The following is a 23,477-nucleotide window of genomic DNA, read 5'->3' on the forward strand; positions in this document are numbered from 1 at the left end:
CTGCTGCGATGCCTGGAACAAGATCATCGCCCAACCCTGGCGCCTCATGTCCATCGGACTGCGCCGATGGGCCCATGCGTTCTGATCAGTGAGGATTGGTATCATTTACTCCCACCTGCAATTTCTTAAAGCTCCCGAGCCCGTTAGCCCGCAAAGGAGAGAAGCGGGGCGGTATGAGCACGGAAAACCAACAGAAGCGGATAACGGGCGGCGGCTCGCATGAAGCCTCTCACGGCGAGCTGAACGCCGCAGTAGTGAGCCCTTTTCTCCCCGAGCTTGTGCGCGATCATCTCGGACGACAGCTTCAGGCCGTCTACGGCTCTCTCACGACAGAGGATCAGCCGCAGCGGCTTCTGGATCTGATCGCCCAGCTCGATGTCGCACTCGGCCGTCAGGGCTCTCAGGCGGCATCGGTGTTTCGACAGGAGCTGCTCGCTGCCTTGCCCGGCCTGCGTGGCTTTGCGATGTCGCTCGTCGTGAACCCCACCCGCGCCGACGATCTCGTGCAAGAAACGCTGCTAAAGGCATGGAAGAGCCAGGATCGGTTCGAGCCAGGCAGCAACCTGATGGCTTGGCTCTGCACCATCATGCGCAACCAGTTCTACACCGAGTGCCGCAAGGCCAAGCGGGAGGTCGAGGATGCCGATGGCGCTGCGGCTGCACAGCTCATTGTACTGCCGTCCCAGGAGCATGGCATTGAGCTGCAGAAGGTCTGGGCCGTCCTCGCTAAGCTGCCCCCGGCGCAACGTGAGGCCCTGCTGCTCGTGGCCGGCCAGGGCATGACCTACGAAGCGGCTGCCGCTCTTCTGGGTACACAGACGGGTACCATGAAGAGCCGGGTCAGCCGAGCACGGGCATTTCTGTCAGACACCCTCAAGGCGTCCGATGACCGTACTCCTGCCTGAGGGGCAGCTGCGCACAGCCTCCTCGCAACCTTTGGTGTGAGGTCTGCGTAGGGAGCCCTATGGCTCAGCAGGTCACCTACAGCATCGTCGATCAGTCGGATGGACGCTTCGATCTTCTTGTGCTCGTCGGCGCGCGAGTGCTGCATGCGCGGACAGGGTTCATGACCTTGTCCGAGACCGAGGCCGAGGTGGAGTTCCTGCGGGAGCTGATGACAGCCTTCGGGGCTCCCGTTGTTCGAGCGGCTGGTTCAGACCTACTCAATTACAGGTAGGCGGCCGAGTGCGCATTGGGGACGTTCTCGGCCGCCGCCGGCTCGAAGGCTCTGGGGGCAGAAAATGGAGCCAGCCTGTAGAGTGTAGCAGACAGTACCGTCTACGGCGTCAGCCCTTCTTCTTGTAAGCCTGGATCGCGTTCTGACATCCTGGCGACAGCTTAGACATGTTCTTCTGAAAACATGCCTGCGTCTCAGGACCGTCCTCAGGCGGTAGGCCAGCGCAGAAGGTCGTGAAGTCGCCAGCACACTGCTGTTGGAGAGCTGCCTTATCATCATCCGACATCGGGGCAGCCAAGGCCGCGCTCGCTGCGGCGGCCACGACCACAAAGCCTAGCCCAAAACGTACCAACATGATCTGCTCCAAGGAAACCCAGCCAATCCGGGACAAGGGTAAGAACGTAGGGGAAAGCTGAACCGTTGCGTTGATCTCGTTGGGTAAACACGGCAACGGAGACTAGGGTCTGTCGTCGCCTGAACGGATTGGTTTGGCTTTCGTTTTCGTCTCTCTGATGCAGGAGGGATGATGCTGAGCGACGCGCAGTGGTCTGAACTGGAGCCCCTGGTGGAGGCCTGCCGGCCCAAGGCCAAGACGCCCCCACAGGATCTTCGGCGCACGCTCTCAGCCATTCTCTGGCGGCATCAGAGCGGGGCCAAGTGGCGGGCTATTCCGGAGGATCTGGGTCCCTGGTGGCGCGCTGCGCAGATCTTCATCCGCTGGTCGCGTGCCGGCGTCTGGGAGCGACTGCTTGGCCTCGTGCAGGAGCGGGGCGTCCAACTCGGGATGGTGTTCCTGGACGGCACGAACATGCGAGCGCACCACCGTGCCGGCGTCTGGGAGCGACTGCTTGGCCTCGTGCAGGAGCGGGGCGTCCAACTCGGGATGGTGTTCCTGGACGGCACGAACATGCGAGCGCACCAAAAGGCGGCGGGAGCTGCCAAAAGGGGGGATCTGGGCCCGAGCGAGATGCTCGTGAAGCTCTTGGCYGCTCACGTGGCGGCTATGGCACCAAGGCTTGCGTGATCGCGGATGGACGGGGTCGCGCCATCGCCTTCCGGCTGGCGCCCGGTYAGGCCCATGAACTGCCCCATGCGGTTCCGCTGCTCGACCAGCTTCCGGGTGTGCCCAAGTGGGTCGTCGGGGACCGGGGCTACACCAGCCACGCCTTTCGTGAGCACATCTGGGACATSGGCGCGCRGCCCGCGATCCCGCCTCAGCGCCACGAAGCACCCGTCGCCTGCCCGGACTGGATCTACAACAACCGCAACCAGGTCGAGCGCCTCTGGGCCAGGCTCAAGGAGTGGCGCGCCATCGCCACACGCTACGAGAAGACGACCGTCAGCCTCATGGGCGTCCTCTGTCTTGCCGCGGCCCTCGATTGGCTCAAGCGATCGCCCGGATCTGCGCGGCGGTNACCCGTCGCCTGCCCGGACTGGATCTACAACAACCGCAACCAGGTCGAGCGCCTCTGGGCCAGGCTCAAGGAGTGGCGCGCCATCGCCACACGCTACGAGAAGACGACCGTCAGCTTCATGGGCGTCCTCTGTCTTGCCGCGGCCCTCGATTGGCTCAAGCGATGACAGACCCTAGCCAGCCAAAGCGCCTGCCTGACCTCTACAGCGTTCCTGAAACGAAAACGGCGGAGATTTTGCCCCGCTGCTGGTCGTCTCGAAGCGTTAAAGGCCTCCGTTGATGCGGACTACGATCGTGGACCCCTCGATGCGGACCGGATAGGTGCGCAGGTCCCGAAAGTACCATCCCGGTGAGACAGCCCCGCCCGGCAGGGTGAACCAGGCCAGGTGCCGGGGACAGAACAGGCGCCCGGCGGCGCAGCGCCCCAGGGCCAGGTCCGCTCCCTCGTGCGGACAAGCCCGCTCGGCGGCGAAGATTCGGCCCCCGTCCTGGACGAGCACGAGATGGAGGCCCGCCACGCAGACGGGGAGGATCGCACGGTCCGCCAGCGCCTCGATCCGGCAGGCCCGGACCCAGGTTCCCGCCTCAACCTCCAAGATAGGCTTGGCGCACATGGGGGTCTGCGATCAGCGTCGCGCCCGGCCCCGAAAGGACGATGCGGCCGGTCTCCAGGAGGTAGGCATAGTCGCAGAGCTCGAGGGCGGCGAACGCGTTCTGCTCCACTAGGAGGACCGTGGTGCCGGTGTCGCAGATCGCCCGGATGACGGCGAACATGCGCTCGACGATGTTGGGCGCGAGGCCGAGGGAGGGCTCGTCGAACAGGACCAGTCGCGGGCGGGACATCAGTGCGCGCCCAATCGCCAGCATCTGCTGCTCGCCGCCCGAGAGGGTGCCGGCCGCCTGATGCCGGCGCTCGGCGAGGCGCGGGAACTCGCTGTAGATCCGTGCCAGATCGGCGGAGACCCCGGCAGGGTCGCGCCGCAGGTAGGCGCCCATAGCGAGGTTCTCGGCGACGCTCATCTGCGGGAAGACGCGGCGTCCCTCGGGGCAATGGGCAATGCCATGGGCCAGCACCTTGCGCGGATCGGTGCCGGTGATGTCCCGGCCGGCGAAGTGGATGCTGCCCGCGCGCGCCGGGATCAGGCCCGAGACAGCCCGGAGCGTCGTCGACTTGCCGGCGCCGTTGGCCCCGACCAGGGCCACGAGTTGGCCCTCCTCGACCCTAAGCGAAAGGCCTTTCAGGGCGGTCACCGTGCCATAGCCGCAGACGAGGTCGCGGATCTCAAGCATTAGCCGCCTCCCGGACGGATTGCGCAGCCGCGCGGGCGGCACTGCCCTGGCCGAGATAGGCCTCGATCACGGCGGGATCGGACCTAATCACCGCTGGTGGCCCCTCCGCGATGAGGCGGCCATAATTCAGCACCACGATGCGGTCGGAGACCTCCATCACCATCGGCATATCGTGCTCGACCAGCACCAGGGTGACGCCCCGGTCGCGGATCGCGCGGATCAGGCGGACGAAAACCTGCGTCTCGGAGGCGTTCATGCCCGAGACCGGCTCGTCGAGGAGGAGCATGGCGGGCTCGGTCGCGAGCGCTAGCGCGACCCCGACGAGGCGCTGCTCACCGTAGGCCAGGGCCCCGGCCTTCTCTTGGGCCCGGCCGGAGAGGCCGACCCAATCGAGGAGTTCGCGGGCACGGTCGCGCAGGGCCGCCTCACTGGCGCGATCCCGCCCGAGCAGCGTGTCGACGAGGCGCGCGCGGCTGCGGCGGTGGAGGCCGATCATCACGTTGTCGAACACCGTGTCATCGGGAAACACGCTGGTTCGCTGGAACGTCCGGCTCAGGCCCAGCCGGACGATCTCGTGGGGCTGCAAGCCGTGCAGGCTGGTGCCGCGGAAGCGGACCTGTCCCTGGCTGGGCTTCAGGAATCCGGTCATCACGTTGAAGGCCGTGGTCTTGCCGGCGCCGTTCGGGCCGATCAGGCTGACGATCTCTCCGGGATGGACGTCGAAATGCAGGTCCGCGATGGCGACCAAGCCGCCGAAACGCACGCCGACATGGTCAACGGAGAGGATGGGGACTGCGCGTTCGCTCACGGCCGGACCTCCGCAGGGACAGGGCTGGAGGACGCCGCCGCGGGACGGCGGCGTGCGACGAGACGGACGAGGCCCGGAACGATGCCCCTCGGCATGACGAACTGGATCCCGATCAGCACGAGACCAAACACCATCCACTGCGCTTCCGGCACCATGACCGGGCGCAGGGCGACGGGGAGCAGGCCGAAGATCAGGCCGCCGACGACGGGGCCGAGCAGCGTGCCCTTGCCGCCGCCCACCACCATGATGACCATCGTCACCGTGGTAGAAAACAGGAACACGTCGGGATCGATGATGCGCAGGTAGTGGGCGTAGAGGCTGCCCGCCGCCCCTGCCATCGCTGCTGAGATCACCGCCGCAAGGGTCAGCGTGCGGGTGGCGTTGATGCCGACCGAGAGGGCGAGGGACTCGTTCTCCTTCAGGCCCCGCATGGCCCGGCCGAAGCGCGAGGCCACGAGGCGCGCGATGAGGACGTAGCAGAGCGTGCCAACAGCGAGGACGAGGTAGAAGTTCTGCAGCTTCGTGCGCAGGACCGTCGTGCCGAGGCCGGGAAGCCAGAGGCCGAGGGGCGGGATCCCTGTGAGGGCCAGGGGACCCTGCGTCAGCTCCACCCAGTTGAGTGCGACGAGGCGCACCACCTCAGCAAAGGAGATCGTCACGATCACGAAGTAGGCGCCGCGCACCCGGAAGGAGAGGCGTCCGACGAGGTAACCGCAGGCGGCAGTCGCCAGCACGGCGAGACCGAATCCGACGGCTGGCGGCCACGGCTCGTGCACGACGCGCAAGCCGCCGAAGAGCTCGACGTCGAAGCCGAGGCTGGTTAGGGCGCTGACGTAGGCGCCGATGCCGAAGAAGGCGATGTGGCCGAGGCTGAGCTGCCCGGTGAAGCCGAGGAGCAGGTTCAGGCTCATGGCCGCGACGGTGACGATGCCCGTCGTGATCAGCGCATTGAGAAGGTACGGGTCGTGGCCGAGCGCGAAAGGCAGGGCGGCGAGCGCCGCTAGGAGGGCGAGGGCGGGGAGGTGGCGCGTCCTGGAAGGCCGGGTCATCCGATGCGCTCCGCCTTGGCGAACAGGCCGGTCGGCTTGAAGATCAGCACCGCAATGATGATCAGGAAGCCCATGGCGTCCCGGTAGCCCGAGGAAATGTAGCCGGCACCCAGTTCCTCGGCGAGCGCCAGGATGAAGCCGCCGATGGCGGCGCCGGTGACGTTACCGAGGCCGCCCAGAATTACGATGGCGAACGCCTTTAACTCAGCCATGCCGCCCATCTGCGGGAACACGACGTAGACCGGGCCGAGCAGGGCCCCGGCCGCCGCTGCGAGGCTCGAACCCATGGCGAAGGTCGCGGTGTAGATCAGCCGCACGTTGACGCCCATCAGGGCGGCGGTGTCGTTATCCTGAAAGGTGGCCCGCATGGCGAGCCCGAGCCGGGTGCGGTTGATCAGCCAGTAGGTCAGGCTGATCAGCACAAGGGCCGCTCCGAGCACGAACAGGCGCAGCCAGGACACCGATACGGGGCCGAGTTGGAGCGGCGCGTCGGGGAACGGCGTCGGGATCGACTTGGCGACGCCGCCGAAGAGCCAGAGCGTGCCCGATTGTAGGACGATGCCGGCCCCGATCATGACCAGCATGGTGGTGTCCATGTCCGCGCCGCGCAGTGGGCGCAGCAGGGCTAGGTCGAGGACCGCCCCGAGGAGGAGGCCACCGAGGATCGCCGTCGGCAGGGCCGCGAAGAAGTTGAGACCCAGGGCCGTCACCGCCAGGTACATGACGTAGGCGCCCACCGTGTAGAGTGCCCCGTGGGTGAAGTTCACCACGTTCATGATGCCAAAGATCAAGGTCAGGCCGATGCCCAGGAGGGCATAGGTGCCGCCCAGGATCAGGGTGTTGAGGAGGTGCTGCAGAAATTCGTTCATGAGGGCCCTCGCCGGAGCGGACGGGAGCCCGGCCGCCCCCCGGAGGCGGGCGGCCGGGCAAGGGAGCGGCCGGCCTTAGAGCTCGGGGACGACGACTTTGCCGGCGTCGATCTTCACAAGGTAGACGTCCGGCTTGCTCTGGCCGCTCTCGGATCCGGACGGGCCGGCCTTCGCGAAGCGGATCGGACCGTTGAGGCCGGTGAAGTCCACCGACCAGAAGCCCTTGCGGATCGCGGCGGCGTCGGCGGCGCCACCCTTCTCGATGGCCGCCGCGATGGCGCGGATACCGTCGTAGCCGCGGAAGCTCTCGGTGACGCCAGCGAACTCGAAGCCGCGCTTCTTCCACTCGCCGATAAAGTAGGCCGTCGCCGACGGGTTCGGGGTCTTCTCGGGGTACCAGGGCAGGAAGGTGGTCAGGTGCATCGTCCCATCGGCCGCAGCCCCCGCCTGGGCGATTATCTGGTCGGGGTTCTGCGAGCCGCCGGTGGTGATGACCCGCTTCTTCAGGCCGAGGGCCGCCATCTGCTTGAACAGCAGTGTGAGCTGATCGACGGCGGCGGTGATCATGATGGTGTCGGCGTCCGACCCCTTGAGCTTGGAGAGCTGGGCGCTCATGTCCTGCGCGCCCTGATCCATGGTCTCCATGAGGCCGACGCTGACGCCCTTGCCCTTGAGCATCTTGGTGAAATCGGCGGCCGCCCCTCGGCCCCAGTCGTTGTTGATAGCGAGGAAGTCGACCTTCTTCAGGCCGATCTTCTCCACCAGGGGCGCGAAGGCCTCGGCCTCTAGCGCCGAGGGCGGCGAGATGCGGAAGACGAACGGATTGCCCGAAGTGGTGATCTTGCCGGAGGACGAAGTCTCGACCAGCATCGCGGTCTCGTAATCGGCGAGCTTGGGCATCACCGCCAGGGTGAGGCTAGATCCCCAGGCGCCCATCAGCACCGGCGTCTTGTCGCTGGTGATCAGCTTCTCGGCCACCGCCGCGGCTTCGGTGGGGTTGCTCTTGTTGTCCTCGATGACGAGTTCGAGCGTCCGGCCCAGAACGCCGCCCTTGGCGTTAATCTCGTCCGCGGCGATCTTCGCGCCGTTGACCACGTACGTGCCGGAGGCCGCGAACGGGCCGGTCAGGGGCTCGTTGACGCCGATCCGGATCGCCTGGGCCTGGGCAAATCCCGCCGAGAGGCTGAGCGCGAGCGTGAGGGCGGGGAGTCTCGTGAGGCTGCTGCGCGTCATGGTGGGCTCCGGTCTCGGTGGGCGGATGGGAAGGCGAAGGCGGTGTGGCGAAGGCTGTCTGGCGTGGATGGAGGGGCGCTCAGGGGCGCCGCAGCGGCGCCAGGAGGGCGGCGAGGCGCCGCCGCAACGGCGCCAGGAGGGTGGAGAGCAGGAGGTGCAGTGGGTTCAGGCCGGTCGTCTTTGGAGCCGGGGCGCCTGAGAGCCGGGCCTCGAGGTTCCGAGTGAAGTCCGCACAGAGCCGTCCGGCGAGATCGCGTACGAGCCCGGGCCGGCCGAACTGCGCCAGCGGTCCCTTTAGGGTGTAGCCGATGGCGAGATCGACTCGGGCCGTGCCGGTTTCCTCACCCGCCATGACCCGGTAGCGGATCTCGCCCTGGGTGGCGGACCGGCCGCCGGCATCGCTGCCCGCGCCGACGATGCGCCCTGACCGGGTCTCTTCGTCCCGGCTGATGCGGGCCCGCCCGCGGAATTGCGCCGCGATGGGGCCGATCCGCACCTGTAGGGCGCCCTCGACGGCCTCCGGGCTCGGTGGACCCGTCAGCACCGCCCCGGGCAGGCAGTCGGCCACGGCCTCCACGTCGCCGAACGCGGCGAAGACGATCTCGGGCGAATGCGCCACCCGAAACGACTGTTCGAACCGGTGAGCGGGCACGAAATCTGCCCCGAGATCCGCAGTCGGCAGCATAGCCATCACCGGAGGGCTCGCCGCGGCGCGGGGCAGCGGGGTTCGGGCCGCCGCGACCGACGTGCCGGGGCGGGCTCCGATAGGTCCGAGGGGGCGGTGCGCACCGGTCTCCGGCGCGATGCCCCGGGCCCGGCGCTCGGCGATGACGCTGTGCACGGCCCGGACGATGCCGACATAGCCGGTGCAGCGGCAGAGGTTGCCGGAGAGGCCGGCCCGGATCCGGCGCTCGTCGGCCTCCGGCAGGCGCAGGACGAGATCGCGGGCGGCGATAAGCATGCCGGGCGTGCAGTAGCCGCACTGCAGGGCGTGCTCGCGGTTGAAGGCGGCGCGCAACTCGCCTGCGACCGGATCGTCGTCGAGCCCCTCGATGGTGACGATCTCGGCGCCGGCGCAGGCACCCGAGAAGGTGAGGCAGGCGCGGGCCGGCTCGCCGTCGAGGAGCACTGTGCAGGCGCCACAGACCCCGTGCTCGCAGCCGAGATGCGTGCCGGTGAGATCGAGGGCGTCGCGCAGGACGTCACCGAGATGCGTGCGCGGCTCGGCGCGCAGGCTCCGGGCCCGGCCGTTCACTGTGAGGTCGAGGGGCAGGCTGTCGTCGCGAAGCGCGGCCGATGCGGTGCTCATGCGGCCTCGCTGACGGTACGGGTGGGGGACGGTGGCAGGGCGGTGGAAGGGAGCGGGGCTGCAGCTTGGGCGACGGCGCGACCCAGCACGGTGACGTGGACGTGGCGTGCCACCGCGTCCGTCATGCCGGCCTGCCGCAGGACAGCCTCGGCGGCGCCGGCGTCGAAGCGCTCGCCAAAATCCCGGTCGATGCGGCCGCCGAACAGGTCGCGCGGGTCCGGCACCAGCAGGGGCGCGCGCTCGATGGCGCCGATTACCACCCGGGCGCGCCCCGCATCGGGCTCGATCCGCACGGCGCCGATGGCGTGGGCGAACTCGCCGATCTTGGAACAGTGCTTGGCGTAACCCCAGGCGGCGCCGGGCCTGAGGGCGGGGATCCGCACCGCCACCAGCATCTCGCCGGGCGTCAGGGCTACGTCGAGGGCGCCGGTGACGAAGCGTTCAACGGTCAAGCGCCGCCGTCCGGATGCGGTGGCCAGCTCGACCTCGGCGCCAAGGGCGACCAGCGCGCTGACCCAGTCGGCGGCGGGGTCGGCATGGACCAGGGAGCCCCCGATCGTGCCCCGATTGCGCACCGGCCGGTAAGCGATGGCCGTCGCCACGCGGGCCATGGCCCCACCGGTGAGGTCCGGAACGCGCCCGTCCTCAATGTCCGCGTGGGTGATGCAGGCGCCGAGCACCAGGGTGTCGCCCTCTATCGCCGCGCGGCGCAGCTCGGGGACGCCCGTGATGTCGAGGACGCAATCGGGCTCGGCCAGACGCAGGTTGAGCATCGGGCCGAGGGACTGGCCCCCGGCCATCAGCTTCACGCCGTCTCCGGCCTCGGCCAGCCGCGCCAGCAGGGCGGCGAGGTCGCCGGGGCGCTCGTAGGCGAAGCGGGCGGATTTCATGCGGCCTCCCGGGGGCATGCGAGGGCGGCTGCGCGGGCCTCCAGCACGGCCTCGACGATGCGATGCTGGGTCACCGGCGCATGCAGCATCGTCGCGCCGAGGGGGCGCAGGGCGTCGTTGATCGCGTTGGCCAGGGCCGCCGGCGGTGCGATCGCCCCGCCCTCGCCGATGCCCTTCACGCCGAACTGCGTGTAGGGCGAGGGCGTCGTCATGTGGTCGATGCGCGGCTCGGGCACCTCGGCGGGACCCGGCAGGAGGTAATCTGCGAAGGTCGAGGCGAGGGGCTGCCCGCGGGCATCGAAGCGCATCTCCTCGTAGAGGGCCGTGCCGATCCCCTGCGCAAGGCCGCCATAGATCTGGCCGTCGACCACGAGCGGGTTCACCAGAGTGCCGCCGTCCTCGACGATGACGTAGTCGAGGATCTCCACCGCACCGAGATCGGGATCCACCGCGACGACGGCCGCGTGGGCCGCGTACGAGAAGGTGCCGGAATCGCGCTGGGGCTTATAGCCGGCGGTGACTTCGAGCCCGCCGGCATCGACGTCGCGGGCGAGATCCTGCGGGCGCCGGTACCAGGTGTGCGCGATCTGCGCGAGACCGATGTCACCCGAGGGACCGACGACGCGGCCAGCCTCGAAGCGGCAGGCCGCCGGGTCGGCCTGGAGCAGGTGCGCGCCTATGCGCAGGGCGCGGTCGGCGAGTTCGCGGCAGGCCGCCGCGACGGCGCCGCCCGCCATCACCATCACGCGCGAGCCCCAGGAGCCGGTGGAGTAGGGCGTCATCGCGGTGTCGCCGTGAACGACCCGCGTCCGTGCCACCGGCACCCCGAGGATCTCGTGCGCCACCTGGGCTAGGGTGGTCTCCAGCCCCTGGCCGTGAGAATGCGCTCCGATCCTGAGTTCGAGGCCCCCGTCGGGCGTCAGGCGGGCTCCGGCCTGCTCGTGGCCGGGCACCATGGGGATGCCCCAGCCGGAATAGACTGACGTGCCGTGCGCCGCCTGCTCACAGTAGATCGACAGCCCGAGGCCGATCCGGCGTCCGTCAGGCTCGGGCGTCCGCTGCCGCGTCCGCACGGCCTCGACGTCGATGGCCGCGAGGGCGCGCCGGAGTGCCTCCGGGTAATCGCCGCTGTCGAAATGCTTTGCCGTGATGTTGTCGAAGGGCATCTGGTCGGCGCGCACGAGGTTTTTCTCGCGGATCACCCAGGGCTCCAGGCCGGCCTCGGCCGCTAACGCATCGAGGATCAGCTCCATCGCGAAACAGACGCCGGTTCGAGCGACCCCGCGATAGGGCAGGATCGGGCACTTGTTGGTGGCCACCGACCAGGTCCGGCAACGATAGGACGGGAAGTCGTAGGGGCCGGGCAGGATGCTCGCCACCTGCGCGGCCTCCAGGCAGGCCGAGAAGGGGTAGGCCGAGTAGGCGCCGGAATCGACAGTGGCCTCGCAATCGATACCCCGCAGGGTGCCGTCACGCTCGGCATAGGCCGTGATGCGGTAGTGGTGCTCGCGGCAATTGGCGTTGGCGGTGAGGTGCTCGCGCCGGTCCTCGAGCCAGCGGACCGGATGGCCGACCCTGAGCGCTAGCCAGGAGAGGCAGACGTCCTCGGCGAGCAGGATGGCCTTGTAGCCGAAGCCGCCGCCGACGTCGGGCGAGACGATGCGCAGGCGTCCCTGCTCGATCCCGAGACATTCGGACAGGCCGTTGCGCACGATGTGCGGCATCTGGCTCGCCGTGTGGACCACAAGCTGGTCGAGGCGGTGGTCGAGATGCACCACCGTGCCCCGCCCCTCGATCGGCGCCATGCACTGGCGGCCCGTGGAGAGGGTCCGCGAGACCCGGATCGGCGCGTCGAGGGCGGCCGCGAAATTCACGTCGACGAAAGTCTCCAGGAAGACGTTGTCGCCCCAGTGCTCGTGGACCAGGGCGGACCCCGGCTCGCGGGCTGCCTGCATGTCGTGGACCGCCGGCAGCTCCTCGAGGTCGAGGACGACGGCCGCGGCGATGTCCTCGGCCTCGGCCCGGGTCGGGGCGAGGCAGATCGCCAGGAGTTCGCCGACCTGGCGCACCTTGTCCTTCGCCAGAACCGGTTGCTCGGAGACCTTGAAGCCAGCGAGCCCCGAGACCGCCCGGATCGGCTGCACGTCCGCGAGGTCGGCCGCGGTGAAGACCTGTCCGCGATAGGCCTCCGGAACCTGGATGGCCCGGATGCGGGCATGCGCGAGGGGGCTGCGCACGAAGGCGACGTCCTGTAGGCCGGGTAGGCGCAGGTCGCCGACATACTGTCCGCGCCCGCGCATAAGGCGATCGTCCTCTTTGCGAGGTAGGCGGGCACCGACGCCCTCGGTAAGCGGGCTTGCATCGGTCATGCGGACGGACCTCCGTCGGACAGGCCCGCGACGAGGTCTAAGGCGGCACGGACCAGGGCGCCGCCGGGGCGGCGCAATTCGTTCAGGATCGAGAAATGTTCGGCACCGGCCACGGGCAGCAGGGCCCCCGGCGCGTGGTGGGCGCTGCGCAGGGCGTGGAAGTGGCGGGCATCGTGGACCAGAGCCGGGCGTTCGGCGGTCCCGTAGGCGATGGCCAGGGGCTTGGCCACGACCGGCCGGCGCAGGGGCGAGAGACCGGCGACCTCCGCGTCGTTGAGGCGGATGGCCTCGTTCAGGCCGGTGTCGCGGATCGGTCCGAGCTCGTAGACGCCCGAGATGGCCAACCCCGCCGCCACGGCGGGGTGATGCAGCTGCATCGCGGCGAGATGGGCGCCGGCCGACCACCCGGCGAGCACCAGGTGACCGGCAATGCCCTGCGCCGGTCCGTGCTCCGCCAGCCAGTCGAGGGCCAGGCCGATCTCTGCGACGATCCGGGTCAGGCTCGCCTCGGGGGCGAGGGTGTGGCCCGGCATCGCCACGGACCAGCCGACCGCGGCGGGTCCCTCGGCGAGGCAGGCGAAGAGATCCCGGGAATTGCGCTGCCAGTAGCCGCCATGGATGAAGACGAGGCACGGCGCGGCCGGGTCGGCGGCCGGGTAGAGGTCGAAGGCCGTGCGCGGCGCCGGCGCATACGGAATGTCGAGCGCCGCGGGATGCGCCGACCGGTAGGCCGCGGAGGCCGCGTTGCGCGCGGCCGCCTGGGCGGCGGCATCGGGCACCGCGCCGTTGTTGTCGTAGGCGGCGTCGCGAGCGGCCCGGTCGAGGCGCGCCCAGTCGTGCCGGGGGTCGGACGGCAGCGGGATCTCCGTCTGGTAGTCGCCCATGCTGTCGGCCTCCCTGCGGTCGTGTACCTGCATCCCCGGGGTCAGGCCGCGATGGCCTGGGGCAGGATCGGCGAATTGGCGTCGAAGCGCTTGCCGGCGCGCAGGCAGAAGGCCGGCTGCAGCAGGCGCTCGGCGATCACCTGCGTGTCCTCGTTGTCGCGCAGGAGGAAGCGACCGCGATGATCGTGCAGCACCGAGACGTCGGCGGCGAAGCCCGGGGTCAGGGCGCCGATGCGATCGGAGAGGCCCAGCATTTCGGCCGGGTGCTGCGTCACCATCGGCACGACCTGTTCGAGGCTGAGCCCGAGTGCCATCATCGAGCTCATGGCCTGGGTCAGGCTGAAGCGGGCTTGGCCGAGGAAGGGGTGGTTCTCGTCGTCGTGGTGCTCGTCGGGCGTCCCCGCCGGCTGCGGCACCTCGGTGTTGTAGCCGTGCATGTCCGCCCCGAGGGTGTAGGGCACGACGCCCGCCGGCAGGGAGGCGCGAGCAACCCGGTAGGAGAAGTGGCTGCCATGCCCGACATCAACCCGCAGGCCGGCGTCCATCGCGGCCCGGATGATCGGGTGGACCACGCCCTCTTCGTTGATGAAACCGCCGGGATGGCGGGTGAACGGGTGCGCGAGGTAGTCCCCGGGGCGCAGCAGCGGGATCACCCGCTCCATGATCGTGTTGGCGTCCTCGCCGTTGGCGCCGCTCTCGGGCAGGCCCCAGAGTTGGCCGAAATGCACGTAGAGCGGCAGGTCGGCGCGGCGGCTGATCTCGGCTGCCATCTCCATGACCTTGATGCCCCAGCGGGCGAACCCTCCGATCTCAGCATGCCCCTTGATGCCGCGCACCAGATCGCGGTTCTCCACCGCCGACTTCACCGTGGCGTCGATGTCGACGCCGTCCGGGCTATAGAGATTGGGATAGAAATGTCCTTCGAGACCGCCGACTAGATAGGCCGACAGGAAGGCGTAGATCCGAGTCTCGGCTGGCTCGGCAATGAAGTGGCGGAAACCCGGCAGGGTCATGCAGGACGCGCCGCCCTGGTCGATCACCGTGGTCACGCCAGAGCGCACGCCGACCATGTCCGGCGGCAGGCCGAACCGGCCGGTCACGTACTGGTAGACGTGCCCATGCGTGTCGATCAGGCCCGGCAGGACCAGCTTACCCGCCACGTTGACTACCTCGGTGGCTGCAGAGGGAATGATGCTGTCCGCAACCGCGGCGATCCGCCCGTCACGGATGGCGACGTCCTTGAGGCCGTCGATGCCCGAGGCCGGGCAGATCACCCGGCCGCCGCGCAGCAGCATGTCGTAGCGTCCATCGTCCATTCGGCGTCCTCCAGCGTCTCGCATCGGCCTGCGCATCGCCTGGACGGGCAGATGCGAAGCATGCTTCGTATCTGCTTCAAGCATGGTATGTGCCAGGAGCCGACCGGGATGCGGATCGCGCGGGGAGGCACAGGACTCGGATGGACGAGATCGGGCCGGTCGAGGCCGGGACGGCAATATCGCCGGAGTGCGTTCAGGAGCGGGGGCGACCCTGGCCCCTGCCGGAGCGACCGGGTTTTCTGATGCGGCGGCTGCATCAGATCCACGTCAGCCTCTTTTCCGAGCGTTGTGGCGCATTCCGCGTCACTCCGCTGCAGTATAGTCTGCTCTCTCTGCTGGCAGAGCGGGGCGAAGCCGATCAGACGACCTTGGCCAATTCGGTCGCCTTGGACCGAACGACGACGACCGGGGCTCTGAAACGCCTCGAAGCCCGCGGCTTCATCGAACGGACGGCGTCCCCAACTGACCGGCGCGCCCAGTGCTGTCGCCCGACCCAGGCGGGGCGCGATTTGCTCGAGCGCATGGAAGAGGCCGCGCGTCAGGCGCACGACGCGACCCTAGAGCCCCTCACGAGTCACGAGCGGGAGACCCTGATCCGGCTGATGAAGAAGATCACCACAGCCCATCAGCAGCGGCAGGGCGGCGAAGGTGCGGTGATCTAATTCAGCACCGCTTGTTACGAAAGACAACCATTTAGAAACCGCAGCATTTTTAAATCAAATGAGTCCCCCGCGGCCTTGAGCGAGACGGACATCGCACCACCCCTTGATCGCGCTCCGCGCGCGGGGAGATGCAGCGCGTGTGTCATCGGGCGGACAAAGCTCTGGGGGCCTAAATGAGCGAGCGCAGCATCGCGTCGATGCTTGTCTCAAAACAGGGTATCCGCAGACTACCACTGGAGATATAGATTATATCGCCTATGGTTTTCGGCAAGTAAAGGAAGGGAGTGCTCTGTCGATGGATAAAGCAAAGTGGCGTTGGGCGCTCTTCGGTGCTGCAATTGGCTTCCTGGTCTCCTTAGCTGACCTCATCACCGAATGGAGAGGGAAACTTTTCTATCCATGGACCAGCAACGAGTACGTTGCGCACAATCTGAGCATGTTCGTCGGGAGTGTGCTTGGCGCCGTGCTCATCGGTTTTGTTCTGGGGAGCGTCCGGGATCTACGCGCCAGGAGGGCATAACAGAACGCCCCCACGTAGGCCCCGCCCCTTAGGATAGCGACGGCCTATCGCGCTCCGCGGCGCACGGCCGCCGCCTCCGGCCGCTCCTGTTCGTCGTGGGCCTCGTCGAACAACCGGATAGCCGTGGTGGCACGCGCACCGAAGGCGGTCTGCAGCTCCCGGCGCTTGGCCGAGTAGGTCGCCGGGTTGTAGTCCTCCAAGAGTCGGGCCGCGAGCTCGGGGTTCTGGACGACCTCGTCGCGTAGCCGCGAGATCGAGCCGGCCTGGATTTGCGCCGATTTCCTGCGCAGGTACGTCGCCAGGAGATCGATGCCCGCAATCGTCGGCGAGAGCTGGCCGCGGTGGACACTGCGCAGACGGCTGGAGATCGAAGCAGCCGACAGGGCGGCGTCATAGCCGGCCCGCATGCCCTGCGCCGTCCCCGAGGAGCCGGGCCGCCGGGCGCGCGTGGCGCTGTTCGCGCCGGCCAACGCATCGAACACGTCCGTGATGTCCCGGAGCTGCTCCGGCTTGTCGCGATACAGCACCTCGGCCACCGCCTTTGTCTGCGGGTCGTTCAGGAAGTCGTTGCCCCGCCGCCCACTGATCTGCTTCGGCTGGTTCACCCCGCCGTCGACCGTGGCTCGGTCCTTCAGTGCCTCCCAGAACGCCGCCCGGGCGTGCTCCGGGTTCGTGCCGGCCGTCGCCAGGAGCCGCTCCGCCGCTTCCGCGGGCTTGGCCGCGCCGAGCACCGTGCGCATCGAGCGAACCGTCCCGGCCTCGTCGTAGCGGAGATAGGCGGCCTCGGGCGAACGCCCGGGCGTCGTGAGATCGCGCAGGGACGCATCGGCCGTGGTCCTGGCTTCCGCCGAAGCGCGGCTGGCCTGACCGCCGGCCGTGAGTTCGTCGCGCAGGCCGGGGAGTTGTTCGAGCAAGGTCGCGTGCCGATCCAGATAGGCGCCGAGCTGGTCCGGCCGGTCGAGCAAGCCGCGGTCGCGGATGTTCGCCAGGAACTGATCGCGCAGGGCCGGGCGCACCCGGGCATCACCGCCGGCCTCGCTCATGAGCTGGCGCAGATCGAAGAGCCGGCCTTCCTCGGACTGCGCGAACCGGGGCGCGACGCCGCTGTCGGGCACATCGTAGACGCCCTGGCGTTCGCCGAGCACCTGCGCGACCGCGTTCTGCGGACGCTCGAACCGGTCGGCGAAGTCCCGCCGGGCCGCGCGTGCCGCATCGTACTGGCCCCGCAGGCCCTCCGGAACGGCTTGGTCGAGGTACTCGTCGAGCGCCGTCACGTGCTGATCGATGATGCGGGCCTCGGCCGGCCGGTTGGCCGTACGGGCGGCCCGTGCGTCGTCCGTCAGGGCCGAGCGCAGTCCCGTCACCTCTCGGAGCGGCTGCCGACTGTTGCCCGGCGCCGGCTCGCGGGTGATCGGCCGTCCGGACGCATCGAGGATGCCGGTATCGACCGGCCCGGCGGCTTCAGCCGGCCCGATGAGCCGATCCGGGATGCCGGCCTCGGCCGGGCGGAAGCGTTGGCGCTCGGCCACGCTCAAGCCCTCGTCGATGCCGCTGAATCGCTCGGCCAGCGGTGCCACGTCGACGCTCGTCGTCGCCCGGTTGATCGGCTCGTAGGCCTGGCGCACGCCGGCGCGTGCCTCGTCGGCCGCACGCGCCAGAGCGGCCCGAATGTCGGCGCCGCGGGCTTCACCCGTCATGGAGGCCGTCAGGCGCTGCGCGTGGTCGTCGAGGGTGCGTTGCGCGATCTCGGCTTGGCTCTCGACCGCCGCGACCCGTCGGTCGACGCCGCTCTGCAGGTCGGCCCGGAACTGGCCCGACGAGCCCGTCGGCGCGAGCTCGGCCATGCGGTCGCCGATGGCTTGCTGGTTCGCGGCGCGCCGGACCGTGTCGAGGCCGGGATTGGCCGCCGTATGGCCGAACACGTAAGCCGCCAGCCCGGGGTCGCCGGAGCGATCCGCGATGTCCGACCGGTATCCCGGAACGGTCGATTCCGCTGCGGAGGTCCGCCGGAGCTGGTCGGCCAGCGGCTGCGCATCGATGGCGCCGCGGTCGATGCCACCGGCCACCTGCGCCTGCGCATGGCCCGAGTTGGCGATGATCTCGTGGGCGACGGCCTCGCGGGCGACATCGTCGGCGAAACGAGTGGAGCCGCGCGCGGCCGAGGCAAGCGAACCGACGGCGCCGAGGATCGGCTTGGCAATGGCGAGGGCGCTGACGCCGGCGGCCGAACCGGCGAGATCCGAGATCGGATTGACGTCGTCACCGGTGACGGCGCGCGCGGCCTCGTTGGCGATGCCGGCTCCGGTCCCGGCAGCACCAGCGCCAAGGGCCTCGCGCGCCAGCATGCCGGACGGGTTCGCGGCCGCGGCCTCCACCGGGCCGTACGCCAGCGCTGCAAGCGGGTTCTCGCTCGTTGCCAGCGCCCGGGCGCCATGAACGCCGAGACGGCTACCGGCAACGAGCGCGCCGGCCGCAGGAACGGCCGATGCGCCGACTTCCTGGCCGACGCGGTTGACGATGCGCTCGACGAGGCCTTGCGGCTGGTACTCGCGGGCGCCGGCCGCGCGCGGGCCGGCCTGGATAATATCGGAGGGCAGAAGCGGGTTGTCGCTGATCGGCCCGAAGGTCGGCACGACCTCGCGACCCATGATCCGATTGATGAGCCCGCCGTTAATATTGAGGAGTCGTGGTGCTTGATTCACCGCCTGGACCGGTGCGTCGGCCAGCATGTTCAGGCCCTGCACCGCGCCCTGCGCGCCGGCCTTCGCCATTCCGCCGATCGTCGACAGGAAGCCGCCGGTCTCGGCCGGTGCCGCGGGGGCACGGGTGTCTCCCGAGGGACCGCCGAACTTCGCCCGCATCGCCTTCGACATGACATCGTCGGACGTGCCGGCCGGGAACTCGACAATGCTCCCGTCCGGCGCGTCGACCTCGATGATCCTTGAGGCCGGCGGAGCGGGCGTGTTCAAGATCTCCCTGATCTCGTCGTCGGTCGCATCGCCCGGAACGCTGATCCGGCGGCCTTCAAAGCTGATGACGCGGGCGGGCTTTTGCGCCCCTGCAGCCTGCGGCGCATCGGGGAATTCGGCGAAGGGGTCGACAGCCTTTGCTGGGGCCTCAGGAGCGTCGGGAAAGGCGTCCCAGGGATCGGCGGAACCGGCCGGGGCTGGCACGGATGCCGGCCGTCCCATGATCCTGTCGACGAGGAGCCGATTGAGCGCCGGATCGATCGCGGGTCGGGTGCTCGGTTCCATTACGCCGCTCCTTCGTTGCCGAATGCTTCGTGAAGCCCCGCCAGCAAGTCTCTTCGGCGAAGGTCGGCGCGTTCCCGGATCTCTCCGACCAGCGTCATGCTGCGCGCATCGTTCCGCAGCAGCGCGGCGTAGGCGAGAAGATCGGGGAGGACATGCGGATGCCGCTGCGCGCGTACCCCGTCCGGCTCTGCCCAGTAGATGATCAGACCGCGGGCCGCGTTCATGCCGAGCCGGATTTTGCCCCGGTCGTAGCTCGCCGGCAGATGCTCGATCGCACCGGCCAGCGCGTGCGTCATGACGCCGAGCAACTCATCCCGGTCATCTCCCGACGGCCGCAGGCCCTTGCGATCAAGTGCGTGGGACCGGAGGCATCGGAGGACGTGATCGAGTGCCCACTGCGGGTCATCGCCGCCCGCGATCTGCATCAGGTGCTTGCGGAGATCGAAGATTTTGTAGTCGAGCTCTTCCTCCACACGGGAGGGCGGCGCCGGCTCGTCGAAGTCCGGATCGTCCGGGCCTTCCTGGAAGAGAGCGTCTGTCGCAGAGTTGGCCATTGGCGATCGGGCTTTCATCCGGAAGTTGATGCCAAACCGTATGGGCGCCGCGTGCGCGATAATAGGCGGCACCTATGCGCTGGAATTCGCGCGCATGGCGGCCACTATGACAATTGTGTGCCTGGGGAGCCGAGTTTTTCAGCTGCGGCATTTTTCTTCGGCCGTCTGACGCGGCTCCCGGAACGCCGTTGTGACTGGTACCCAGGGGTGGGGTCCGACTAGCGGCCACCGGGTTAGCAAGGCGATGCCGCGCCATTGGTCCAGCGTGTCGGCGGGCGCACAATGGCGGCTCGCCACAGGAGATCGACCCCATGTGCCTTCCGGCCGACATGCGCGCCCTTGTCCTTCGCTCCACCCTCGATACGGTCGCCGAGACGATCCGCCAGGTCGAACTCACGCCCGCGCTGGCCGTGCGCCTCGCTGGGGTGCTGGAGGATGCGCGGCTAACTGCAATTGAGCTTGAGGAGGCGCTACGGCCCGTCCCGGCTGCGGTGATGTCTCCGATCCCGCCGAAGCCGTCACGGCGCTTCGTGGGTCACAGCGAGCCCGGATCGAACGTCATCGCCCTCCGGGCGGGCTAGGCCCTCTCACGCTGCCCGGTCGAGGATCCGGGAAACCTGAACGGCGGTCCACGTGCCGCCGCGCGCCGTCTTGACGTTGCGGTCGTTCAGCTCGGTCGCCACGGCCCGCATAGAAGAGCCCCGGGCTTGCATCTCCCGGATGACCGGGAGGACGTTCGCGGCGAAGTCGTCGGCCTTGGCAGTCAGGGTCTCGCGGCCCTTGGCTGATGCCTCGGCAAGGTTCGTCCGGTTTCCGAGCACGCCGCGGCCAACCATCGGCGCCAGCGCGGCCCGGGTGCGGGCCGAGATCAAGGCGCGCTCCTTTTCGGCCAGGGCGGCGTAGATGTGGAGCATGAAGGGGTCGGCATCGGCGCCGAGCTCGGCCACGATGAAGGGGACCCGCTGCGCCATGAGGCCGGCGATGAAGGCCACATCGCGGGACAGGCGGTCGAGCTTGGCGACCACGACAGGGCACTTCAGCTTCTTCGCCCGGGCCAGCGCCTTAGCAAGCTGCGGCCGGCGCTCTAGGGCGTCCTCTCCCTTGCCCGAGGCAACGTCCGTGAACTCCTCCACGATCTCGAAGCCGTGGGCCACGACGAAGGCCGCCAGGGCCGCCCGTTGCGCGTCGAGCCCTAGGCCCGACTTGCCTTGCCGATCCGTCGAGACGCGGACGTAGGCGACGACCGGCTTGGTCAGGGGCAGTTCGGGGTGGTTCGTGCCAGTCATGGGCGTCTCGATCTCGTCTATAACAATCTCATACGACCGTTTTAAAATGTTACCCAATCAGTTTCTCTCTGTCCGGCGCCGTTTTCCGGCCTCTCACACGAGGCCGACCCGGAACGCGAAAGGGGCGCCAGTCAGGGCGCCCCTCGGGTCGTTCGAGGTTGGCGGGCACTAGCCCGGGAACAGCACGCGCTTGCATCCGTGGCGCTGCGCCACCTGCATCAGCTCCAGGATGAGCGCGCGAGGGCCGACGATCTCGACAAGGCGCCACGCGCCGCCGCCTTGGTCGGTGGCGACATCACACACGGGGTGTGAGAGGCCGACGGCTTCCCCGAAGGCGTTGGCCTCGTCCGTGAACGCCGTGAGCTGGTCCTGGTGAATGAGCACCTCAATCGAGGCGTTCAAACACAGCTCCTGCCCGTCAACCACAGGGAAGCAGGGGACCATATAGCCCGGGTGCAACCCGCCCGCCGCGAGGGGGTGCCTGAAAAGGTCGAGCGTGTTCGACTGCGCCGCCGGAGGCGGCACGATGCTTAAGTGCGACATGGTTGGACGTGTCCCATCGAAGCCGTTTTCACGCGGCTGCTGCAGATCCGGAGCTTGAAAAACCGGACACGTCGGCCCTCGCACGCCTTTAGGCTTTCGCCTTGGACATTCGCGTGGAGACCCCGGACCCGCTGGGTTCGTTTATGTGTTCAAGTGTTTTCAAGCACCTTAAGATCGTATATCCGACAATGAATCAAAATGAAACCTGCATCGGGTGTTCATTTTGTCAATCGACATACTGTACAACATTGGACATTGTCTATGCTCAAAATAAAACCCATAAAAGACCAATGCGAAGTGGAATGGGAATGGCCTTCGGATAGAACTCCGTCGAAACCGACATACTTTCCAATCGGACGGAGCAAGACCTTAGGCCGGGTGCGCATAGATCAGCCGATCTCTCATAGGCAAATTATCAATATTCTAGTTTTATTAGCTGAAGATAAAACAGATCGAAGCGGCGATAAACGACAGCCAGAGCGTGGCAACCATCTTCTAACGCAAGAAGAAGCGGCGGATCACTTGCGGTGCTCCGCACGAAACGTCAAACGCCTTAGACTCGCCGGCAAGCTGAAATACATACCGGGTAGGCCAGTCCTCATCCATGTCGACGATTTGGACGAATTCATGCGCAGATCCGCAAAATTCAAACTGCAAGATGAAGAACCGACCGCGAGACCTTACCCTTCACCCGAGGAGCAAGCCGGCATAGACGCGGCGGCTCGTGCTCGGCGGATCTTGCTGCTGAGAAAGATCGCCGGCCCCATCAAGCGTACGCCGCTGACAGATGAGGAAAAGGCTCGCCGGGAAACCTTTCGCCAGGACCAAAGGAAGAAAAGGCAGCGAGCCGTGCTTCGCCGAGCTGCAAAGGCTCGAGAGAAGCCGGGAACGTCCTGAAGGCAGGTGCTGAGCACCTACCCGAAAACGTCATCCGACAAGGCAGGCTCCTCGCCCTTCAGCCGGGCGATCAACGCTTCCGTCTCCTGCAGCGTCATCGCGGAAATCGGCTTGTCGCGATCGGGCGCAGGCTTGCCGTCGTAGCCGCCGACGTACAGCAGCGCCTTGAGGGCAGAGGCCTTCGCGGTCGCCGGCGCCCGCGTGTCGCGACAGATTGCGACGGCGGTTTCGTAGGCGAGGAGCGCCCCTTCCGTTTCCATCCGTTCCCGAAGGTGCCGGCGCACTTGTGCCGGCGTCATCTCATGCGTGTGCTGGCTCATCCGAATATCCCTTCGCTGTATGTCACTGCGATTTGGATCGCCGCTGCGGCCTGCTCTCGCTTCAGCCGTGCGACGAACCCCTCGACCTCGGCGATCTTTGCGGCGTTGGCGCCCGGCGCCTCCGGCCGCGCCAGGATCTCGGCGATGGCGTTGTCCTGCGCCGCCCGGTAACGAGCCGCCGACCGCGCGCCAGCCGATCCCGGCTTATGGGTGCGCTGCCACCGGTCGTAGCGCTCCCGTTGCTCGGGGGTCATGGCGGCGAGACGCTTCGCCAGCGCGCGGGCGCGCTTCTGAACGGCGGTCAGCTTACGATCGAACTTTGGCGTGTCGACCGGCGGGAGTTGGACGACGTGCCAGGCTTTACCCGAGGGCACGCGCCCGCCGTGCAGCCTACAGCGTCCGTTGGCCATGGCCGGATTCTGACACGGCTCCCCGTCGGACTTCTTTCTTGCCCCGCATTTCGGTGCGGCTTGGCGCGCCTGGTTGAACTGGATGCAGGCGGCCCGGCCCATCGCTTTGAAGCGGGTGGAGCGTCGCCACGCAATCTGCCGTGCGGATGCCGGCTCGTTTGTTCCAAAGCCGCGCTTCACGTTGCGGCCCCTTCAGTTAGGCCCCGAAGCGGCTGGATCGTCGGCCTTCCAGCATCGATGCTAGCGGTTGAGTTGCGGAAACTGCGGCTTGTGTGCGTATGAGATACTTTTGAACCCACTCGGATAGCCGGGGGAACAAGGAGATAATTAAAAGAGAGAGGAAAACCATATATAAGTTCGCGCACACGCAAGCCGCAATTTCCGCAATCGCCCCCCGTAGCAAACGTCTCACCAGACCTTTTG

Annotated in this window: 23 protein-coding genes and 2 pseudogenes; 7 read left to right on the forward strand and 18 right to left on the reverse strand. The window is 68.0% G+C overall.

Annotated elements, in window-relative coordinates:
- The first annotated feature begins 173 nt into the window (after window positions 1-173).
- Both ASG63_RS04125 and ASG63_RS04130 read left to right on the forward strand, forming a co-directional pair.
- A complete protein-coding gene (locus tag ASG63_RS04125; RefSeq protein ID WP_082559170.1) occupies window positions 174-905 on the forward strand; it encodes a NepR family anti-sigma factor in 732 nt (243 codons plus the stop codon).
- Window positions 906-964: 59 nt separating this feature from the next.
- Window positions 965-1,177, forward strand: a complete 213-nt coding sequence (locus tag ASG63_RS04130; RefSeq protein ID WP_056212376.1) for a hypothetical protein — start codon at window positions 965-967, stop codon at window positions 1,175-1,177.
- Between the two features lie 109 nt (window positions 1,178-1,286).
- On the opposite strand, the gene ASG63_RS04135 is transcribed toward ASG63_RS04130, so the two are convergent.
- Window positions 1,287-1,544, reverse strand: coding sequence for a hypothetical protein (locus tag ASG63_RS04135; protein ID WP_443189774.1), 258 nt, complete (start codon window positions 1,542-1,544; stop codon window positions 1,287-1,289).
- Window positions 1,545-1,703: 159 nt separating this feature from the next.
- On the opposite strand from ASG63_RS04135, the pseudogene ASG63_RS23955 reads away from it, so the two are divergent.
- Both ASG63_RS23955 and ASG63_RS26990 read left to right on the forward strand, forming a co-directional pair.
- Window positions 1,704-2,591, forward strand: a pseudogene (locus ASG63_RS23955) (IS5 family transposase); the annotation flags it as partial.
- Between the two features lies 1 nt (window position 2,592).
- A pseudogene (locus tag ASG63_RS26990) lies at window positions 2,593-2,758 on the forward strand (transposase); the annotation flags it as partial.
- A gap of 96 nt (window positions 2,759-2,854) precedes the next feature.
- Here the strand turns inward: ASG63_RS26990 and ASG63_RS04150 are convergent.
- The 11 genes from ASG63_RS04150 to ASG63_RS04200 all read right to left on the reverse strand — a co-directional run bounded on the left by ASG63_RS04150 (window position 2,855) and on the right by ASG63_RS04200 (window position 14,608).
- Window positions 2,855-3,205, reverse strand: a complete 351-nt coding sequence (locus ASG63_RS04150; RefSeq protein ID WP_056212379.1) for a Rieske (2Fe-2S) protein — start codon at window positions 3,203-3,205, stop codon at window positions 2,855-2,857.
- Complete coding sequence (locus ASG63_RS04155) at window positions 3,177-3,881, reverse strand: ABC transporter ATP-binding protein (RefSeq protein WP_056212382.1); 705 nt, start codon at window positions 3,879-3,881, stop codon at window positions 3,177-3,179. Before ASG63_RS04155 ends, ASG63_RS04150 begins: the two co-directional genes overlap by 29 nt.
- Window positions 3,874-4,689, reverse strand: a complete 816-nt coding sequence (locus tag ASG63_RS04160; protein ID WP_056212384.1) for an ABC transporter ATP-binding protein — start codon at window positions 4,687-4,689, stop codon at window positions 3,874-3,876. The genes ASG63_RS04155 and ASG63_RS04160 overlap by 8 nt, the downstream gene beginning before the upstream one ends.
- On the reverse strand, window positions 4,686-5,738 hold the full coding sequence (locus ASG63_RS04165) for a branched-chain amino acid ABC transporter permease (RefSeq protein ID WP_056212386.1): 1,053 nt from the start codon (window positions 5,736-5,738) through the stop codon (window positions 4,686-4,688). Before ASG63_RS04165 ends, ASG63_RS04160 begins: the two co-directional genes overlap by 4 nt.
- The gene (locus ASG63_RS04170) at window positions 5,735-6,607 is read right to left on the reverse strand and encodes a branched-chain amino acid ABC transporter permease (protein WP_056212388.1); all 873 of its coding nucleotides are present in this window, start codon (window positions 6,605-6,607) and stop codon (window positions 5,735-5,737) included. Before ASG63_RS04170 ends, ASG63_RS04165 begins: the two co-directional genes overlap by 4 nt.
- A gap of 75 nt (window positions 6,608-6,682) precedes the next feature.
- The gene (locus tag ASG63_RS04175; RefSeq protein WP_056212390.1) at window positions 6,683-7,840 is read right to left on the reverse strand and encodes an ABC transporter substrate-binding protein; all 1,158 of its coding nucleotides are present in this window, start codon (window positions 7,838-7,840) and stop codon (window positions 6,683-6,685) included.
- A 79-nt stretch (window positions 7,841-7,919) separates the two neighbouring features.
- Window positions 7,920-9,149 carry a xanthine dehydrogenase family Fe-S subunit gene (locus ASG63_RS04180; protein WP_056212392.1) on the reverse strand — a complete coding sequence of 410 codons (1,230 nt, stop codon included), beginning with the start codon at window positions 9,147-9,149 and terminating at the stop codon, window positions 7,920-7,922.
- The gene (locus ASG63_RS04185) at window positions 9,146-10,039 is read right to left on the reverse strand and encodes an FAD binding domain-containing protein (RefSeq protein WP_056212678.1); all 894 of its coding nucleotides are present in this window, start codon (window positions 10,037-10,039) and stop codon (window positions 9,146-9,148) included. Before ASG63_RS04185 ends, ASG63_RS04180 begins: the two co-directional genes overlap by 4 nt.
- Window positions 10,036-12,408 (reverse strand): xanthine dehydrogenase family protein molybdopterin-binding subunit, encoded by a 2,373-nt coding sequence (locus tag ASG63_RS04190; protein ID WP_056212394.1) that lies wholly within the window; start codon window positions 12,406-12,408, stop codon window positions 10,036-10,038. The genes ASG63_RS04185 and ASG63_RS04190 overlap by 4 nt, the downstream gene beginning before the upstream one ends.
- A complete protein-coding gene (locus ASG63_RS04195; protein WP_244479811.1) occupies window positions 12,405-13,325 on the reverse strand; it encodes an alpha/beta hydrolase in 921 nt (306 codons plus the stop codon). The genes ASG63_RS04190 and ASG63_RS04195 overlap by 4 nt, the downstream gene beginning before the upstream one ends.
- An 8-nt stretch (window positions 13,326-13,333) precedes the next feature.
- Window positions 13,334-14,608 carry an amidohydrolase/deacetylase family metallohydrolase gene (locus ASG63_RS04200; RefSeq protein WP_056212396.1) on the reverse strand — a complete coding sequence of 425 codons (1,275 nt, stop codon included), beginning with the start codon at window positions 14,606-14,608 and terminating at the stop codon, window positions 13,334-13,336.
- 140 nt (window positions 14,609-14,748) lie between these two features.
- On the opposite strand from ASG63_RS04200, the gene ASG63_RS04205 reads away from it, so the two are divergent.
- Entirely contained in the window at window positions 14,749-15,270 is a 522-nt protein-coding gene (locus ASG63_RS04205) for a MarR family winged helix-turn-helix transcriptional regulator (protein WP_056212398.1), read from the forward strand.
- 564 nt (window positions 15,271-15,834) lie between these two features.
- On the opposite strand, the gene ASG63_RS04210 is transcribed toward ASG63_RS04205, so the two are convergent.
- Window positions 15,835-19,044 (reverse strand): hypothetical protein, encoded by a 3,210-nt coding sequence (locus tag ASG63_RS04210; RefSeq protein WP_056212399.1) that lies wholly within the window; start codon window positions 19,042-19,044, stop codon window positions 15,835-15,837.
- Window positions 19,044-19,598: a hypothetical protein gene (locus ASG63_RS04215; RefSeq protein ID WP_056212401.1), complete on the reverse strand. Its 555-nt coding sequence runs from the start codon at window positions 19,596-19,598 to the stop codon at window positions 19,044-19,046. Before ASG63_RS04215 ends, ASG63_RS04210 begins: the two co-directional genes overlap by 1 nt.
- A gap of 311 nt (window positions 19,599-19,909) precedes the next feature.
- On the opposite strand from ASG63_RS04215, the gene ASG63_RS04220 reads away from it, so the two are divergent.
- On the forward strand, window positions 19,910-20,179 hold the full coding sequence (locus ASG63_RS04220; protein WP_056212403.1) for a hypothetical protein: 270 nt from the start codon (window positions 19,910-19,912) through the stop codon (window positions 20,177-20,179).
- Between the two features lie 6 nt (window positions 20,180-20,185).
- On the opposite strand, the gene ASG63_RS04225 is transcribed toward ASG63_RS04220, so the two are convergent.
- Window positions 20,186-20,884 carry a recombinase family protein gene (locus ASG63_RS04225; protein WP_056212406.1) on the reverse strand — a complete coding sequence of 233 codons (699 nt, stop codon included), beginning with the start codon at window positions 20,882-20,884 and terminating at the stop codon, window positions 20,186-20,188.
- 168 nt (window positions 20,885-21,052) lie between these two features.
- On the reverse strand, window positions 21,053-21,427 hold the full coding sequence (locus ASG63_RS04230) for a hypothetical protein (RefSeq protein WP_056212408.1): 375 nt from the start codon (window positions 21,425-21,427) through the stop codon (window positions 21,053-21,055).
- 198 nt (window positions 21,428-21,625) lie between these two features.
- Here ASG63_RS04230 and ASG63_RS23960 point away from each other — a divergent pair, with 198 nt between their 5' ends.
- Entirely contained in the window at window positions 21,626-22,324 is a 699-nt protein-coding gene (locus tag ASG63_RS23960) for a helix-turn-helix domain-containing protein (protein ID WP_244479812.1), read from the forward strand.
- Window positions 22,325-22,341: 17 nt separating this feature from the next.
- On the opposite strand, the gene ASG63_RS04235 is transcribed toward ASG63_RS23960, so the two are convergent.
- Both ASG63_RS04235 and ASG63_RS04240 read right to left on the reverse strand, forming a co-directional pair.
- Window positions 22,342-22,644, reverse strand: coding sequence for a hypothetical protein (locus tag ASG63_RS04235; protein WP_056212410.1), 303 nt, complete (start codon window positions 22,642-22,644; stop codon window positions 22,342-22,344).
- A complete protein-coding gene (locus ASG63_RS04240; RefSeq protein WP_156394063.1) occupies window positions 22,641-23,234 on the reverse strand; it encodes an HGGxSTG domain-containing protein in 594 nt (197 codons plus the stop codon). The genes ASG63_RS04235 and ASG63_RS04240 overlap by 4 nt, the downstream gene beginning before the upstream one ends.
- Between the last annotated feature and the right edge of the window lie 243 nt (window positions 23,235-23,477).

It is taken from the genome of Methylobacterium sp. Leaf94, assembly GCF_001426045.1.
Taxonomy (GTDB): domain Bacteria; phylum Pseudomonadota; class Alphaproteobacteria; order Rhizobiales; family Beijerinckiaceae; genus Methylobacterium.